The sequence below is a fragment of the Accumulibacter sp. genome, assembly GCF_023806625.1.
Lineage (GTDB): Bacteria > Pseudomonadota > Gammaproteobacteria > Burkholderiales > Rhodocyclaceae > Accumulibacter.
Genome location: NZ_JAMTDX010000065.1, coordinates 1 through 18067, shown reverse-complemented (window position 1 = coordinate 18067; position 18067 = coordinate 1). Strand labels below are relative to the sequence as shown.

At 66.2% G+C, this 18067-nt stretch carries 12 protein-coding genes and 1 pseudogene; 10 read left to right on the top strand and 3 right to left on the bottom strand.

Going from position 1 to position 18067, the window contains the following annotated elements:
* Positions 1–564: 564 nt before the first annotated feature.
* Positions 565–753 (top strand): hypothetical protein, encoded by a 189-nt coding sequence (locus tag NFW05_RS11770; RefSeq protein ID WP_295306849.1) that lies wholly within the window; start codon positions 565–567, stop codon positions 751–753.
* Positions 754–963: 210 nt separating this feature from the next.
* On the opposite strand, the gene NFW05_RS11765 is transcribed toward NFW05_RS11770, so the two are convergent.
* The 3 genes from NFW05_RS11765 to NFW05_RS11755 all read right to left on the bottom strand — a co-directional run bounded on the left by NFW05_RS11765 (position 964) and on the right by NFW05_RS11755 (position 4641).
* Complete coding sequence (locus NFW05_RS11765) at positions 964–1785, bottom strand: class I SAM-dependent methyltransferase (RefSeq protein WP_295306846.1); 822 nt, start codon at positions 1783–1785, stop codon at positions 964–966.
* Between the two features lie 231 nt (positions 1786–2016).
* A complete protein-coding gene (locus NFW05_RS11760; protein WP_295306843.1) occupies positions 2017–3519 on the bottom strand; it encodes an NAD(P)H-hydrate dehydratase in 1503 nt (500 codons plus the stop codon).
* Between the two features lie 213 nt (positions 3520–3732).
* Positions 3733–4641, bottom strand: coding sequence for a histone deacetylase (locus tag NFW05_RS11755; RefSeq protein ID WP_295306841.1), 909 nt, complete (start codon positions 4639–4641; stop codon positions 3733–3735).
* 204 nt (positions 4642–4845) lie between these two features.
* On the opposite strand from NFW05_RS11755, the gene purL reads away from it, so the two are divergent.
* From purL to wecB, 9 genes and pseudogenes are all read left to right on the top strand, one after another.
* Positions 4846–8850: a phosphoribosylformylglycinamidine synthase gene (purL, locus tag NFW05_RS11750; RefSeq protein ID WP_295306838.1), complete on the top strand. Its 4005-nt coding sequence runs from the start codon at positions 4846–4848 to the stop codon at positions 8848–8850.
* A gap of 160 nt (positions 8851–9010) precedes the next feature.
* Entirely contained in the window at positions 9011–11173 is a 2163-nt protein-coding gene (locus tag NFW05_RS11745; protein WP_295306835.1) for a protein-disulfide reductase DsbD domain-containing protein, read from the top strand.
* A 16-nt stretch (positions 11174–11189) separates the two neighbouring features.
* Positions 11190–11798 (top strand): thioredoxin family protein, encoded by a 609-nt coding sequence (locus NFW05_RS11740; RefSeq protein ID WP_295306832.1) that lies wholly within the window; start codon positions 11190–11192, stop codon positions 11796–11798.
* A gap of 253 nt (positions 11799–12051) precedes the next feature.
* The gene (gene phoU / locus NFW05_RS11735) at positions 12052–12750 is read left to right on the top strand and encodes a phosphate signaling complex protein PhoU (protein ID WP_295306830.1); all 699 of its coding nucleotides are present in this window, start codon (positions 12052–12054) and stop codon (positions 12748–12750) included.
* Complete coding sequence (gene phoB / locus NFW05_RS11730; protein ID WP_295306827.1) at positions 12747–13472, top strand: phosphate regulon transcriptional regulator PhoB; 726 nt, start codon at positions 12747–12749, stop codon at positions 13470–13472. The genes phoU and phoB overlap by 4 nt, the downstream gene beginning before the upstream one ends.
* 50 nt (positions 13473–13522) lie before the next feature.
* A complete protein-coding gene (phoR, locus tag NFW05_RS11725) occupies positions 13523–14809 on the top strand; it encodes a phosphate regulon sensor histidine kinase PhoR (protein WP_295306824.1) in 1287 nt (428 codons plus the stop codon).
* A 337-nt stretch (positions 14810–15146) separates the two neighbouring features.
* Entirely contained in the window at positions 15147–15890 is a 744-nt protein-coding gene (locus tag NFW05_RS11720; protein WP_295306821.1) for a glycosyltransferase family 2 protein, read from the top strand.
* 153 nt (positions 15891–16043) lie between these two features.
* Positions 16044–16886: pseudogene (locus tag NFW05_RS11715) on the top strand (polysaccharide deacetylase family protein); the annotation flags it as partial.
* A gap of 48 nt (positions 16887–16934) precedes the next feature.
* Positions 16935–18067 (top strand): non-hydrolyzing UDP-N-acetylglucosamine 2-epimerase (gene wecB / locus NFW05_RS11710; RefSeq protein ID WP_295306818.1); only part of this gene is annotated, 1133 nt, incomplete at its 3' end.

The following is an 18067-nucleotide window of genomic DNA, read 5'->3' as shown; positions in this document are numbered from 1 at the left end:
CCGAAGCGGTGGCTGCCAAGCCACCCGATTTACAGCAGTTTACGGACTTGATCCGGTGGACGAGCCTGTCCTGCGCAGCTGATCGAGACGGTACGAACCATCAGCCGGCGAAGTTCTGCTCGCCCGTCACGGACGATCGGTTACCACGAGGGTCTGGTGCTTGCCGAACCCGCAGCCATTTGAGACTGCGTCACCTCGGCGGAAACGCTCCGGCCCACCACAGGTGGCGGCGGGGAATCGAGCATGACTGCTCGTCGGTCATGGAACTCGGGCGCTTGGGAACAGGTACCAGAGCGCGCTCCGCGAACTCGTTTCCCTCGAGGATGCCTGCATCTTTCCGCTGCTCGAGAGTTCCGACATCGGGGACGGACCGATCCGCTACGGCCGCAAGTACCTGTTCGTCGCGCAGAAGTACGTGGGAGAAGACACGGCGTCGATCAGGGATACGGCGCCCGAGACCTGGCGTTACCTGGAGGCACATGCCGACCTCTTGCGCAGGCGAGCGACTTCGGTGTACCGCGATCGACCGCCCTGCTCGATCTTCGGGGTCGGCGACCATTGTCGATGAGCTTCTGGTCTGACAAGCGACCAAGCACCGCCGGAATTCTCAAGCGCCTCGACCTCGATGCTCTCAGTCGTGAACTTGCCCGCGAGGCCGAGGACCACAGCTTCGCGAGGCAACGCGTAGCCGTCGCGGTCGAGCATGTCGATGGCCAAGTGGCACCGCCGACGGCGCGGGGGATCGCCCGATAGGCCGCGCAGGAGGGTCGCATCGAGCGGTCAGCGATTGGCCCGCGCCAACTGCCATCGGCCAACCGTCCTTTGCTGGTCGTGGCCCCGGTTCCCCGCCCGCCACACGGTGTCCTGGCGCGTTCCCCAGGGTTGAGTGTGCGCAGCGTGTCCGACCTCGCGCTTTCCGTCATCGGTGATGGCCGCCTGAACTCCCTGAAGGTTCTGCATCGGTCAGCACTGCCTAAGCGCGAAAACCACCGAGTACGAGGTCAGCGCATGACCGGCAAGACGGGCTGGAGGAAATGCCCGCAAAAGACCGACTGCGGCGCGCTTCATCCAGCTCATCTGCTCGGTCTCGATGAGGGCAAAGCGATCGAAGCAGCGAAAGCCGCGCTGCTCCAGCCAGGAGGCCAGCTGGTAGTAGCTGAACCAATGTACAGCCGGGTACTTGGCATGATTGGTAATCTCCGGCCGAGTGGTCACCGCCAGGCGCTCGTAGTGCCGCTTCAGGAAGCCTGGATACCAGCTGTACAAGGGCAGCGTGAATTCCTCCTGAATCGGACACAGCCAGTTGGTCGTGCTGATGTAGAGCAGCCCGCCGGGCCTGAGGACGCGAACGGCCTCTTCCAGGCAGGTCTCCCAGTCGGTGACGTGCTCGAGCAGTTCCGGCAACAGGCTGACGTCCATCGAGCCGTCAGCGTAAGGCAGGGCGGTTGCCGATCCGACCTCGAAGTCGATGTCCAGCTTGGCTTCGCGGGCCCGCTGGCGAGCCACTTCGATGATCGGCGCGTTGACGTCCAGCCCATGCACGCGGTGCCCCAGAGAAGCCCAAAGACGGCACTGGGTGCCCGCTCCACAGCCGATATCGACCACCTCGAGCGCTCCCGTCGGAGGATGGCCCGACCCAACCAGCAGAGCCAGACACTTGTCGCGAACCGACGTGAAACGGTTGACCGTCTCCGGCAGGAGGCTGCGCGCCCCGTAGTAATCGAGAAACTCCGGGTTGCTCGAGTGGTCCCAGTTCGATTGTTTTCCTGCTTCGGAGGTAGCCATGGTCATTCGCGCCTCTGCGCCGGGATCAGGTGAGCGAGCTGCTCGAACCGCCTCAGGTGACTGAGAAGGGCCTGCCATTCCGCCGCCTCGGCTCCTGGCAAAAAACATTGTACACGCGCCGCGCTCGCCGATCTCTGCGAGATTCCACACTTGCCAACGGAATCAGGCGCAAGCGGACGCCATGCAACCGGCAGATCACAGGCTCCCGCCGGCGACGACTCCAGACGCCCGTCAGCGTCGGTGCCCGACCCAGCGATTGAGCAGGCCGCGCGCGCTGTCGACGAGCTCGCCGGCGGTCAGCCCGAGTGGGCCGCAGCCACCGCCGACCCGCTCATCGGCGGCAGCGCCGTGCAGGTGAACGCCAGCCAGCGCGGCTTCGCACGCCGGCCAGCCCTGGGCGAGCAGCGCGACGATGAAACCGCTGAGCACGTCGCCCGTTCCCGCGCTCGCCAGCCCGGGGTTACCGCTTCCATTGACGAACCATCTTCCGTCGGGCGTGGCGATGATGCTGCCGCAGCCCTTGAGGACGACCAGCGCGTGATGGCGCGCCGCCAGTTCGAGCGCAGCACCCGCGCGATCCGCCTGAACCGAAGCAGTGGTGGTGCCCAACAGTCTGGCGGCCTCACTGGGGTGAGGCGTCAGCACCGTCGAGGCCTGGCGCGCAGCGACCACGACTGCCAGGCGCGGCTCGCTGGCCAGCATGTTCAGGGCGTCCGCATCGAGCAGCAGCGGCAGATCGAGCGCACAGGCGCTTTCGAGCAACGCGAGTGCTTCGCTGCTGCTGCCCATTCCCGGACCGCAGGCGAGCGCGGTCAGCGGCGTGGCGAGCAGCGCATCCGGCGCACGCAACATCAGTTCAGGCTGGACGACGTCGAGTCGCGGAGCCTGCCGATCGATCAGGCCGAGATAGACACGACCGCTGCCCAGGCGCAGCGCCGCGCGACCGGCCAGAAAGGCGGCGCCGACCATGCTCGGCGCACCGCCAAGAACACCCGCATTGCCAAAGCTTCCCTTGTGGCTGTTCCTCGCTCGCGGACGGAGCCAGTCGGCGAACAGATCATTGCCAACCAGATGAGCACTTGGCCTGGCGAGACGTTCGGCGTCGAGTTCGAGCGAGGCGACCGACACGTTCCCGCAGTGGTCTGGCCCATCCCCGGTGAACAGACCAGGCTTGCCGGCAATGAAGGTGATCGTGTGGCTGGCGCGGACCGCCGCTCCGCAGATCCGGCCGGTATCGGCGTCGAGCCCGCTCGGACAGTCGAGGGCGAGCAGCGGACAACGGTCGCGAACGGCGAGGGCGTTGGCCATCCGCACGAGTTCTTCATGATGCCCACTGACCGGCCGCTGCAGGCCGATGCCAAACAGGCCATCGATGATCAGCGCCCAGCGCTGGCCGGTCGGGATCCCCTCGAGCACGCTCCCGCCGTCATCGACGAAGCGTCGGTAGGCCGCTGCGGCGTCCCTGGGCAGGCGACCGGCTTCTCCGGCCAGAACGACGCTGACCACGAAACGGCGCTCGCGCAAGTGGCGCGCAGCGACCAGTGCATCGCCCCCGTTGTTGCCCGGCCCGGCGATGACCAGCAGCGAGGCACCCTGCAGGCGACACAACGCGGTCGCCAGATCGGCCGCGGCTAGTCCTGCCCGCTGCATCAACGGCAGGTCGGCGGCGGCATTCTCGATGGCGCGCAGATCGGCAGCACGATAAAGCGGCTGTGAACGACTGATGGTCTTCATGATCTCCTCCTACGAAGCGGCTCTCCTCGACGCGCGTTCGGCATGCCTGGCGTCGGCTCGCAGACGCGTCCCGACCGGGCGGCCCGAGTGCCGGGCGATGCGCAACACGCGGAGAAGTGTTCGCTGATGTCCGCGGCTACCCGCCGAGCAACTGATCGCGAGACGCCGCCATCACCCGCCCGTCTCGAGCGCGCGGGCGACGGGCTGCGTTCCTTACGAGCCATGGCCGAAGAGCCTCCGGGCAATCAGTGCCGTCTGACCATGGATACGTACGGTGTCGTCGATCTGTCGCGCGTAACCGCCAGCCATCGCCACGGCGACCGGGATCCTCCGGCTGCGGCACGCCCCGAGCACCATCTCGTCGCGCGCGATGAGCCCTGCGAAGCTCAGCGCGAGCCGACCCAACCGGTCGTCGTAGTAGGGATCGGCGCCGGCGAGATAAATGACCAGGTCCGGATTCGCATGCCGGAAAACGTGATCGAGCGCGTCGGAGAGCTGTTCGAGATACGGCCCATCGGTGGTTCCGTCGGCGAGTTCGACGTCGAGGTCACTCGTCGCCTTGACGAACGGAAAATTGCCGCGAGCGTGGATCGAGAAGGTGAACAGCCGATGGTCGCCGGCGCAGATGCTCGCCGTGCCGTTGCCCTGATGGACATCGCAATCGACAACCGCGACGCGGCTCACCCGGCCCTCCTCGAGCAGGACCCGCGCGGCGACCGCGGCATCGTTGAAGACGCAGAAACCCTCGCCGTGCGCGGCATGAGCGTGGTGGGTACCACCCGCCAGATTCACCGCACAGCCGTCGAGCTGAGCCGCCCGACACGCGGCCAGGGTCGCCCCGGCCGAGCGGCGCGAACGCTCGACCATGGCTGCACTCCACGGAAAACCGATTCGCCGCTGTTCGGCGACGCTGATTTCGCCCCGTCTCACTCGCGCCACATAAGCCGGATCGTGAGCCAGGCAGAGCTCGGCGGTCGTCGCCGCGGCGGGAGCCCGGAAATCGGTTTCAGCGAACGCTCCGCTCGAGCGCAGGCGCTCGCGCAGCCGGGAGTATTTCTCCATCGGAAAGCGGTGGCCCGGAGGTAGCGGGAGGACGAAGATGTCCGTGTAAAAGAGTTTCACTCGCCGTCGGCAATCAGGCTTGGCAACGCGTAGCCGGCAGGATTCTAGCCTGACCTGGCCGGCGAGGGAACCGGCGCGGCAGCCGCTTCGGGCTCCGGACGCCGCGCCCCGGGGAACTCCGGGCCGGACCGGGGACCAGTCCGCATCGGCTATAATCGCGCGGTCTTCAGCCCTCCTCTGCGCCCGCCTCCCGCGCAGCCCGCCATGGCCGAAATCCTCCACCTCCGCGGGTCCCCCGCGTTTTCCGCCTTCCGTCTCCAGCGCCTGGAGCAGAGACTCGCCGAGGCGGTGTCCGGCGCGCGCGTGTGCGTCGCTGAACACTGGCACTTCGTCGCGCTGCGCGAGGCGCTGAGCGCGCAAGGACGAGAGCAGCTCGCCGCGCTGCTCGAGGAGAGAGCGGCCGATGAGGTCCCCGAGGGCGAGCTTTTCCTGGTCACTCCGCGGGTCGGGACGATCTCGCCCTGGTCGTCGAAAGCGACGGACATCGTCTGGAACAGCGGTCTTGCCGCCGTCGAACGCGTCGAACGGGGCATCGCGGTGCGCGTCTCCGGTCGCCGGAGCAGGCTTTCGGCAAGCGAACGCCAGCAACTCCGCGCGTTGCTCCATGACCGGATGGTCGAAACCGTCTTCGACGACTTCACCCAGGTGGTGACGCTGTTTCGTCACTTCCCGCCTGTCCCACCGGGTTCGGTCGACGTACTCGATGGCGGGCGTGACGCGCTCGTCGAGGCCAACTCAGGGCTGGGGCTGGCGCTATCGGACGACGAGATCGATTACCTCGTCGATCTCTTCGCGCGCTCCGGACGCAACCCGACAGACGTCGAACTGATGATGTTCGCGCAGGCCAACTCGGAGCACTGCCGGCACAAGATCTTCAATGCCTCGTGGGTGATCGACGGCGAGCCACGAGACGAGACGCTTTTCGGGATGATCCGCGAAACGCACGCCGCCCACCCCGCCGGCACAGTGGTCGCCTACGCCGACAACTCGGCAGTCATCGAGGGCGCCAGCGTTCCGCGCTTTCACGCCGATCCGGCCGGTCACTATCGCGCGTCGGTGCAGCAGACGGACATCCTCGCCAAAGTCGAGACGCACAACCACCCGACGGCGATTTCTCCATTCCCGGGTGCCGCGACCGGAGCGGGCGGCGAGATCCGCGACGAGGGCGCAACCGGACGCGGTGCGAAGCCAAAGGCCGGACTGTGCGGCTTCTCGGTCTCGAACCTGCGCCTTCCCGAATCGCCGCAGCCCTGGGAGAATCCAACCGCTGCTTACGGCCGGCCCGAACGCATAGCCTCCCCGCTGACGATCATGCTCGATGGCCCGATCGGTGCGGCGGCATTCAACAACGAGTTCGGGCGACCGAACCTGGCCGGCTACTTCCGGAGCTACGAGCAGATCACCGGCAGCGGAGACGCGCAGGTGGTCCGCGGCTACCACAAGCCGATCATGATTGCCGGCGGCGTCGGCAACATCGACGCAGGCCAGTCGTTCAAGGCGGCAAAGCTGCCACCCGGAACGCTGCTGATCCAGCTCGGCGGCCCAGGCATGCTGATCGGGCTGGGCGGCGGTGCGGCGAGTTCGATGAACACGGGCAGCAACACCGCCGACCTCGACTTCGCTTCCGTGCAGCGCGGCAACCCGGAGATGCAGCGGAGGGCGCAGGAGGTCATCGATCGTTGCTGGCAGATGGGCGCGCCGTTGGGCGACGGATCGGCCATCGGCGACGGCAGCCCGATCCTCTCGATCCACGACGTCGGCGCTGGCGGACTATCGAACGCGCTGCCCGAACTCGCGCACGGCGCCAGCTGTGGCGCGCATTTCGAGCTGCGCGAGGTGCATATCGAGGAGCCGGGCATGTCGCCGGCCGAGATCTGGTGCAACGAGGCGCAGGAGCGCTACGTTCTGGCGATCGCGCCCGAACGGCTCGTCGAGTTCCGCGCGATCTGCGCACGCGAGCGCTGCCCCTTTGCAGTCGTCGGGCAGACGACCGCCGTCCGGCAGCTGCGGGTCAGCGACCGCCATTTCGGCAACGCGCCGGTGGACATGGCCATGGACGCGCTGCTCGGCAAACCGCCGCGAATGCTCCGCGAAGTCCGCCGCATGCCTGCTCGGCTGGTCGCCTTCGACCCGACTGACGTCGATCTCCGCGAAGCCGCATACCGCGTCCTGCACCTGCCGGCGGTAGCCGACAAGAGCTTCCTGATCACCATCGGCGACCGGAGCGTCGGCGGCCTGAGCGCGCGCGACCAGATGGTCGGACCCTGGCAGGTTCCCTGCGCCGATGCCGCCGTGACCCTGATGTCCTTCGACGGCTATGCCGGTGAAGCCTTCGCGCTCGGCGAGCGTACGCCGCTCGCGGTGATCGACGGCCCGTCGTCCGGCCGAATGGCCGTCGGCGAAGCACTGACCAACCTCGCCGCCGCCGACGTCGCGCGGCTCGCCGACGTCAAGCTCTCGGCCAACTGGATGGCGGCTGCTGGCTTCCCAGGCGAGGACGCGCGCCTGTTCGACACGGTCCGCGCGGTTTCCAGCTTCTGCCAGCAGGCCGGCCTGGCCATCCCGGTCGGCAAGGATTCACTGTCGATGCGTACGGCCTGGGAGGAAGGCGAGGAGCGCAAGCAGGTCGTCTCGCCGCTGTCGCTGATCGTCACCGCTTTTTCGCGCGTCGACGACGCACGCCGGACGCTGACTCCGCAGCTCGTCCTCGACGCCGGAGAGACCGACCTGCTGTTGATCGACCTCGGCGCCGGACGCAATCGCCTCGGCGGCTCCGCGCTGGCGCAGGTCTACGCGGCGACCGGCAGCGACACGCCGGACGTCGACGATCCCGGACGGCTGGTCGCTTTCTTCACTGCGATCCGCCAGCTGGCCCGCGACGACCTGCTGCTCGCCTACCACGACCGCTCGGATGGCGGGCTGCTGGCGACCGTCTGCGAGATGGCCTTCGCGGCGCGCTGTGGCGTGTCGATCGACACCGACGGACTCTGTTTCGATCCGCTGGTCAACGACGTCGACGGCAACGAGAAGCGCCCCAACCTGCTCGGCGGACGTTCGTTCGAGACGCTGATCCGCGCGCTGTTCTGCGAGGAACTCGGCGCCGTCGTGCAGATCCGCCGCGATCAGCGCAGCCAGGTGATGAGCATCGTGCGCGGCGCCGGGCTGGGCGCGTGCACGCAGTTCATCGGCGCGCCGAACCCCTGGGACCACATCCGGATCATCCGGAACGCGCGCGCGGTGTTCGACGAGAGGCGCGTTGACCTTCAGCGCGCATGGTCGGAAACGAGTTTCCGGATGCAGCGGCTGCGCGACGAGCCGCAGTGCGCGCAGCAGGAATACGACCGGATTCTCGACGCTGACGACCGCGGCCTTTGGGTATCGCTGAGCTTCGACCCGAGCGAGGACATCGTCGCGCCGCTGATCAACACCGGCGCCCGACCGCGTCTGGCGATCCTCCGCGAACAGGGTGTCAATGGCCACGTCGAGATGGCCGCGGCCTTCGACCGCGCCGGTTTTGCGGCGATCGACGTGCATATGAGCGACCTCCTCGCCGGCCGGGTCAGCCTGGCGGACTTCTCCGGAGCGGTCGCCTGCGGTGGTTTTTCCTACGGCGACGTTCTCGGCGCCGGCCAGGGCTGGGCGAAGACGATCCTTTTCAACGACCGCGCGCGCGATGATTTCTCGGCCTTCTTCGCCCGTCCGGACAGCTTCGCACTCGGCGTGTGCAACGGTTGCCAGATGATGAGCGCGCTGCGGACGATCATCCCCGGTGCGGCCGACTGGCCGCGCTTCGCACTCAATCGGGTCGAACAGTTCGAGGCCCGGCTGGTGATGGTCGAAGTCGCCGAATCGCCTTCGCTGTTCCTCACCGGGATGGCTGGAAGCTGCTTGCCGGTCGTCGTCTCGCACGGCGAGGGGCGGGCGATCTTCGCTTCACCCGAAGAGCAGGCGCGGGCGCTGATCGCCATGCGCTACGTCGACCCGGCGGGTCAGCCGACCGAGGTCTATCCGTACAACCCCAATGGATCGTCCGCCGGAATCACCGGCCTGACCACCGCTGACGGGCGGTTTACGATCATGATGCCGCACCCTGAACGAATCTTCCGGGCCGTCCAGATGTCCTGGCATCCCGTCCAGTGGGACCGCGACGGCCGGGACGAGTCGCCCTGGCTGAGGATTTTCCGCAATGCCCGGCGCTGGGTCGGGTAGACGGCACGCCGACGCCAGCCGCTGGCATTGGCGCCACACTGCACACGGGATCCCCGGTTTCCCGACTCGCCGTCGCGACGATGGGTGATTCACCTTCGACGTTTGCCGACGATGGCGAGCCTTTCTTCCCGCGCTGGCAAACACGGAGCAAGGTGTACGCATGCCGATCCCGCTCTTGCTGACGCTGTTCCTGTCCAGCCTCCTGGCCGGCCTGGCTGATCGCGGACGGGCCGAGTCGAATCACCGCGCAGAGGCACGTACGCCTCACGCCAGCGTGGCGCTGCTATCCGAACAGGCGACCGCTGCGCCGCGGAGCACCAACTGGCTCGGGTTGCGTTTCCGCCTCGATCCGGGCTGGCACATCTACTGGCGCAACCCGGGCGATTCGGGCTATCCGCCGCGGATCACCTGGGATCTCCCGGAAGGCGTTACGGCGGGCGAAATCCTCTGGCCGACACCGGAGCGTCTGCCCGTCGGCCCATTGACCAACTTCGGGTACACCGGCGAAGTCATCCTCGCTTCGCCGATCACCCTCCCCACGGACTACGCGGGGTTGCACCTCCCCGTGGTGGCCACCGTCAGGTGGCTCGTTTGCGCAGACGTCTGCATTCCGGAGTCGGCGACGCTGGCGCTGACCCTTCCGGTGGCCGCTGCGGCGAGTCCGGACCCCCAATACGCCGACACCTTCGCGCGAACCCGGGCGCGCTGGCCACTCGCCTCGCCTCCGGCTGGATGGACGATTTCGGCTCTGCCGCGCCAGGGTGGGGTACGACTGCAGTTCGAGACACCGCCCGGCGTGGTGATCTCCGCCGCGAACTTCTTCCCCTTTGGCGAAGGGCTGATGGATGCGGCGGCTGCGCAAGTGCTGCGTCGTGACGGCCAGCAACACGAGCTCGACCTGAGCGTGGCCGAGGTTCCGCTGGCACCCTGGGAGCGCGTGTCGGGGATAGTCGTCGCCCGGTTGGCCGGTGCAAAGCCGGCGACCCCGGCCGCTTTCGTCGTCGACCAGCCGTTGACCGGCGCTGCTGCGGCTGCACCGGACTCGCCGGCAGCTGAGTCACAGCGCTCGACCACCGTCGACGCATCCCTGGACTCTCCGCCCACCGATTCGCTGCCGCTGCTCGTCGCCGCTCTGCTCGCTTTCGTCGGCGGCGCGCTGCTCAACCTCATGCCCTGCGTCTTCCCGGTCCTGTCGATCAAGCTGCTGGCCCTGGTCCGGAATGAGCATCAGGGGATTCCGGCAGGCCGGCACGCGCTGCTCTACAGCATCGGGGTGATCAGCGCCTTCGTGGCCCTTGCCGTGCTGCTGCTCGTCCTGCGCGCGGCCGGCGCGTCGCTCGGCTGGGGCTTCCACCTGCAATCGCCGGCCGTCGTCGCCTCGCTGGCGTTGCTCTTCTTCGCGCTGGCTCTCTCGCTCTCCGGCGCACTGCCGATCGGCAGCCTCGCCGACGACGTTCCCGGCACGTGGCGCCTGCGCCACCCGGAGTTCGACGCGCTCGCCTCCGGGGGCCTCGCCGTTCTCGTCGCTTCGCCCTGTACGGCTCCTTTGATGGGCGCGGCGCTCGGCGCCGCGCTGACCATGCCGACCGGTGGAACGCTGCTCGTCTTCGTCGCGCTGGGTCTCGGCATGGCACTACCCTTCGCGTTGCTCGTCCGCTATCCGCTGTTGAGCTGCTGGCTGCCACGACCCGGACCGTGGATGGTACGGCTCAAGGAGTTCCTCGCCCTGCCGCTCTATGGGACGGTCGTCTGGCTGACCTGGGTGCTCGCCGAGCAGATCGGATCGAGCGCAGTGATCAGCGTCGGCGGCGGGGTCGTCGCTATCGGGCTGCTCGCCTGGGCCCGGCGCCTCGCCGGCGGGTGGCTGCGCCGCTGCGCCGTCGCGCTGGCTCTGGCTTCGGCGCTGGGGGCTGCCATCTGGCCAGGACTACCAGGCAGAGACGGCAGGTCTCGCGAAACAGATGCAGCCTGGCAGGCGTGGACCCCGGAGGCTTTCGCTTCCGCCCGGACGACGCAACGGCTGATCTTCGTCGACTTCACGGCCGCGTGGTGTGTCACCTGCCAAGTCAATAAGCGACTGGTACTCGAACGGGCAGAGGTACTCGCGGCCTTTGCGGCGTCGGGAACACTGCTGATGCGCGGGGACTGGACGCGTCACGACCCGACGATCACCGCCGAGCTTGCCCGCCTGGGTCGCAGCGGCGTACCCGTATACGCATTCTTCCCGCCACAGGGTGAGGCAAGACTTCTGCCGGAGATCCTCACCCCGGGCGTGGTCATCGAAACGCTCCGTCCTTTCTTTCGAGCGCCTGGTCATTCCTGATCTCCCGGAGACAACGATGAGCAAACGCCCTTGTCTTTTCGTTTTCGCACCACTCTTCGTCCTGGCCATGAACACGGCTGCACAGGCCGTAGCCCCTGGTGATTCTGCGCCCCGTTTCGCGCTTGCCGATCTCGGAGGGAAACCGGTGTCGCTCGATTCGCTGAAGGGCCGCTGGCTGATTCTCGAATGGACGAATCCCGAGTGCCCGTTCGTACAGAAGCACTATGGCAGCGGCAACATGCAGGAAACCCAGAGATTCGCCGGGGACCGGCGAATCGTCTGGGTGCAGATCAATTCGACGAATCCCCGGCACAGGGATCATTACGACCCGGCGCAGATGCGCGACTGGAATGCGCGGATGAAGGCTGCACCAGCCTACGCGACGCTCGACGAGAGCGGTGCAGCAGGCCGCAGCTACGGCGCGAAGACGACGCCGCATCTCTATCTGATCGATCCGGATGGCCGCCTGGTGTACAATGGCGCGATCGACGACCGTCGATCTGCCGACCCGGCCGACATTCCGGGCGCGCGAAACCACATCCGGGAGGCACTCACCGAGGTTCTCGCCGGGAAGCCCGTGTCGGTTGCCACGACGACACCCTACGGTTGCTCGATCAAGTACTGATCAGCGAGCCGAAGGACCCTCGCCGAGTTCGGCGCGGCCCGCTTCGGGAAAGCGACTGATCCGAAGCGCCCAATCGCTATGCGATCGCCTCGCAGCAGCCCTGATCGAGGTCGTCCCGAGCTGACCCCGGCCGGCCACGGCCACGCCCGGGCACAGCGCCGAGCGAGCGATGTCCGCTGCTCTGTCATCTTCCCGTAACATGGCGGGGCTACCCTTCGGTCGTCCCCCCGTTTGCGAACTCTGGCATCGCCCCATGAACGATCATCTGAGCAGGCAGTTCGATCTCGAACTGGAGAATATCCGCACCCGCATCCTGCAGATGGGTGGCCTGGTCGAAAAGCAGATTCTGGCGGCAATCGAGGGCTTCAGCACCGGCAACGTCGAACAGATGCAGGAGGTGATTCGTGCGGACCGCGAGGTCGACGGCTACGAACTCGGGATCGACGAGGACTGCACCCTGCTGATCGCGCGCCGCCAACCTGCAGCGCGCGACCTTCGGCTGGTGATGGCGATCTCGAGGATCGTCACGGACCTGGAGCGTTGCGGCGACAAGGCAGCGAAGATCGCCAACAAGTCGCGCAAGATCCATCGCGCTGGAGGCCAGCGCACTCCGCGGTTGTCGGATGTCCAGCAGGTTGGGCATCTGGCCATCCAGATGCTGCACGGCGCGCTCGATTCGCTGGCCCGGATGGATGCAGAGGCGGCCCGGAAGGTCATCGGTGAGGACAAGGCGATCGATGCGGCTTTCAACGCCATCCTGCGTCAGCTGGTCACCTACATGATGGAAGACCCACGGACGATCAGCGAAGCCCTCGACATCATCTGGATCGCCAAGGCGATCGAGCGCGTCGGCGACCATGCGACGAACATCGCCGAAAACGTGATCTACATTGTCAGCGGCGTCGACGTACGCCACAGTTCCGCTGCGCCCGCGGTCAGGCGAGAACCGTGAAGCGCCACGAGTCTTCAGCAGCGCAGGTCCTCGTCGTCGAGGACGATCGAGGAATCCAGGAATTGCTTCGGTTCACGCTGGTCTGCGCCGGCTACCGACCCATCTGTGCGGGCAGCGCCGAGGATGCGGAGACCGTCCTGCGCGAGACCCTGCCGGACATTGCCGTGATCGACTGGATGCTGCCCGGCCAGTCGGGGCTTTCGCTGACCCGGCGGCTTCGCCGCGACCGTCGGACCAGCGGTCTGCCGATCATCCTGCTGACCGCCCGAGGCGAGGAAGCCGACCGCGTCGCCGGCCTCGAAGGGGGTGCCGACGATTACGTGGTGAAGCCTTTCAGTCCGAAGGAACTCGCTGCCCGGGTCCACGCAGTCCTGCGCCGCTGTACCCCCGAACTGGCCAAGGGCAAGCTGAGCGTCGGCCCCGTCGAACTGGACACGGTCAGCCACGAAGCCCGAGTTGCCGGACAGCGTGTCAACCTGACGCCGACCGAGTTCCGCCTGCTGCGCTTCCTGATCGCCAACCCGGGGCGTGTCTATTCGCGACAGCAGCTGCTCGATCATGTCTGGGGCGATCAGGTCTACGTCGAGGATCGCACGGTAGACATCCACATCCGTCGCTTGAGAGTCGCCCTTGGCCCGGCCGGCGAGCAGGTTATCGAAACCGTGCGCGGCGCCGGCTACAAGCTCTGGGAGCCGTCGGGCCCGCCACAGGGCGCACGGTGAGCCTGCGGGCGTCTGGAACGAGTTGGGGACTACCGGCCGGAGTCCTGCCCGTGGTTTGTGTCGCTCTCGCGGCGGGTGTGCTGCACGGGCCGTCCTGGGGATGGGCAGTCGTCGCGCTCGGCTGCGTGTGGGCGCTGATCCGTCAGACGCGGGCACTGCGAGACCTGACCGCCTCGCTCGACTCCATCGCCGAGCATCCCCTCCCGGAGGTATCGGGAGTGGTGGGCCAACTCGTCGTCAGGCTCGGCCGGAGACTGCGGCACGAAGGCCGGCTTCGCTCGGCAGTCGAAGGGGAACTCCGCTCCTTCAGAGTGGCCATGGACGCGATCCCGGATGGCTTGGTGGTGATTGACGGCCAGCACCAGATCGTCTGGGCGAACCGCGCCGCTGGCGCTCACCTCGGCATTCACCTGCCCGGCGACCAGGGAACGATCATCGAGCAACTGGTCCGGACACCTGGCTTCGCCGAGTACCTGAGCGGCTCAGGGGACCAGCCGCCGTTCATCTTTCAGCCATCTGCCGCGCTGCCCCGCACCTACTCGATCCGCATGATAGCGCTGGGCGAGCGCGAACGATTGCTGGCCAGCGCCGACGTCACCGAAGCGCGCCGTGTCGAGGCGATGCGCAGTGCCTTTGTCGCCAATGTCTCGCACGAGTTGCGTACGCCTCTGACCGTGGTCCATGGCTTCCTTGAGCACCTGTCCGATCATCAGGCGATGACTGTCGAGGAACGCCAGCACTTCGTCCGCCTAATGTCCGACCAGACGAGGCGGATGCTCAGCCTGGTCGATGACCTCCTGACGCTCTCCCGCCTGGAATCGGATGACGTTCCGGCGAGCAACGAAACCGTTGACATGGCCGAACTGCTCGCGCAGCTACTCGCTGAGGGACGTGGGCTCAGCGAGGGCCGGCACCGGATAGAAGTCCGCTGCGACGGCCCAGGATTGCGCGGAAGCCTCGGGGAACTGCACAGCGCCTTCGGCAATCTGGTCTCCAATGCCGTTCGCTACACGCCGGCCGGCGGTGCGATCCAGATCAGCTGGCTGGTTCGCGAGGGTCAGGGAATCTTCTCGGTGTCCGACTCGGGAATGGGCATCGCCGCGGAGCACCTGCCCCGGATCACCGAGCGCTTCTATCGCGTCGATCGCGGCCGTTCGCGCGAAACCGGAGGAACCGGGCTCGGGCTGGCGATCGTCAAGCACATCCTGTTGCGCCACCAGGCGGATCTGCAAATCGATTCGCAGGTGGGCACGGGAAGCACATTCACGGCCAGAATCCCCTCCTGGAGACTGTCTCCGGCCCGGCAAGACCAGTGCGACCGGGACCGCGCGGACTGACACCGGCAAAGCTCCCGTAGCCGTCGGTTACACGAGGACTCTTCCTCTGTGCCAGGAATGTCACGGAAAGATCGGGTGATTCTGTTAACATCAACCCGTTGAGTTCGCTCACCTGGCTCGACCAACGGTGAGCGGCGACCAGCGTGCAACGTACGACCGGCCGCCCAAAGCTCGTCGGCTCCTTCATGGAGCGCTATGCGCGCGGCCTGTCCCCGGGAGGATTCATCGCTGGTGGTGCCAAACGCCGCTGGCCCACAGGCCTGCGACCATCGGGGGACGGCTGCAATCGGCCGGCCATGCTGACAACCGCGGGGGTTTGATTGGAGGGAAGCTGATCATGCGAATCTGGGTCGTGCTGCCGGCTTACAACGAGGCGGAGAATATTCCGGCGATTTTCGATGGCCTGCGTGCTCTGGTCCGTGACACCTATCGGCTAGAGATCAACGTCATCCTTGTCGACGACTGTTCGACCGACGACACGGCCGAAGTGGCCAAACGAAGTGCTGGCGATCTACCCGTGCGAGTCCTGCGCAACGAGATCAATCTTGGGCTCGATGGAACCTTCATGCGCGGTGTCCAGGCTGCCGACCAACTGTCCAGAACCGACGACATCATCGTCTGCATGGACGCCGACAATACGCACATGCCGAGCCAGATCCTGCGCATGACCCGGAACATCCAGGAAGGCCGCGACGTGGTCATCGCTTCCCGATACCAGTACGGCGCCGTCGTCCGCGGCGTTCCCCTCTTCCGGCGATTCCTGTCGCGAGCCATGTCCCTGCTCTTTCGAACGGCGTTCCCGATCCCTGGCGTGCGTGACTACTCCTGTGGCTACCGCGCCTATCGGGCGTCGTTTCTCAAGGCAGCACTGAACAGGCACGGAGAAAAACTTTTTTCCAGGGGAGGTTTTGCCTGCATGGTCGGAATCCTGCTCAAACTCCACAAGCAGGATGCCATCTGCGGCGAGGTGCCGATCGTCCTGCGCTACGATCAGAAAGGCGGCTACTCGAAAATGCCGGTCTTCAGCACAGTGTACAGCACGCTCGCCATCCTCTTTCGCGAACGCTTCAACCTGGGGTGAGCGATGCCGACGGTGACTCAGCAGGAGGCCAGTGGACTGGCCGCGCGGCCGCAGGCTGCGAAAGTTGGCATGAACATCAACTTCGACTCCCTGGGATAGTCGCTCGACGCCGACCGCACGCGCTTTCGCGACCCGAGTTTCACGAACGTCGCCGACCGCTTCTTCGATCTGTCCGCGCGCTACGACTTCCGGTACACGATCTTCATCATCGGGCGCGACCTCGAATCGCCGGAGGCTCGCGCACGGGTTCGCGACTGGGCCGCGGCCGGGCATGAGATCGGCAACCATTCGTACAGCCATCGCCAGAACCTCGGCGCGCTTCCGCTGGCCGAGATGCGCGACGAGGTGATGCGTTCACACGACGCGATCGCTTCAGCCATCGGCGCCGAACCTAAAGGTTTCATTGCTCCGTGCTGGTCGACGTCGTCGGAACTCGTCGGCGTGCTTCAGGACGCAGGCTATCTGTACGACACGTCGGTCTTCCCGTCGTACTTCATGTGGCTGATTCTCGCCAAGCTGTGGCTGAACTTCCGCGGCGATCCGCGGCGACAAGAGTTTCTCCAGAGGCGGGATGCGCTGGCCAACCTGATCGCCAGCCGGCGTCCCTATCTCGCTTCGCGTAGGTCCCTGCATCAGCCTCAAGAAGACGGCGTGCTCATCCTCCCGGTGCCGGTGAGCCCAGCGTTGAGAATCCCCTGCTGGCACACGGCACGCTTCGTGCTTCCAGAATGGATGTACCGACACGCTTTCCGAACCAGTCGCCAGGCGCGGTACTTCTACTACCTCATGCACCCGGCTGATCTCAGCGATCCCCAGGACCTGCAGCACCAGGGCCTGGAAATCAGCAACCTCGAGCGTTGGGAGGTGGGCCTGCCGCGCAAGCTCGACCTGCTCACCGAAGTGCTCGACGCGCTGCGCGCGAGCGGGGCGCAATTCGTCACTTTGCGTGAGATGTCCGAGGAAATCATTCGTCGGAGAGAGTATGTGTCTCCCTGAACCTGCCCCGGGCCCGACGCCAGCCCGATTGCCATTTTCACCTGCGCGATGAAGACCATTTCGCTCGTATTTGGTACGCGCCCGGAAGCGATCAAACTCGCCCCCCTGGCTCTTGCCCTGGCTGCGGACCGACGTTTCACGTGTCACGTCTGCCTGACCGCAAAGCACCGCCAGATGCTCGACCAGGTGCTGGACGTCTTCGCCATCAAGCCTGACGTCGACCTGGACCTGATGCGCCCCGACCAGGGCCTTGCCTCTTTCACCGCGCGCGCCCTCGTGTCACTCGACGAACACTTCCGACAGGAGCGACCTGATCTGGTGCTCGTCCAGGGAGACACGAGCACTGTACTCTGCGCAAGCCTCGCCGCCTTCTACAACCACATCCCGATCGGTCACGTCGAGGCCGGGCTGCGAACCGGGAATATGAGGTCTCCGTGGCCCGAGGAGGCCAATCGCGTCCTGACCTCGCGTCTGGCCGACCTTCATTTCGCCCCGACCAAACGGAGTCGGGAGAACCTGCTTGCCGAAGGAATCCCCTCAGAACGGATCCACCTAACCGGCAATACCGTCATCGACTCCCTTTTCCTGGCCCTCGACAGAGTCCATAGGGAACCGCCGACAATCCCCGGCCTTTCACCCGAAGTATTGGCCGATCATCGTCGCGGCCCGCTGGTTCTGATCACCGGGCATCGCCGCGAAAACTTCGGACACGGCTTCGAACAAATCTGCCTGGCGATCGCCGACCTTGCTGAGGAGTTCCGGCACGCCGCTTTCGTTTACCCCGTCCACCTCAACCCCAACGTTCGCCGACCCGTCCAGGACATACTGCTCCGCTCTGGCAACCGGCACAACAACGTCTACCTGATCGAACCGCTGGCTTATCTACCCTTCGTCGCCCTGCTCGAAAAGAGCACACTCGTGCTCACCGACTCTGGAGGCATCCAGGAGGAAGCGCCGAGTCTGGGCAAGCCCGTGCTGCTGATGCGGGACATGACCGAACGCCCTGAAGCAGTCGATGCGGGGACGGTTCGTCTCGTCGGGAGCGACCGCGAGCAGATCGTCGGCGAGGTCAGCCAACTGCTTACGGACAGTGCGACCTACCAGAGGATGGCGCGCGCGCACAATCCTTACGGCGATGGGCGCGCGACCGAGCGAATCCTCGAGATCTGTGGCGACTTCCT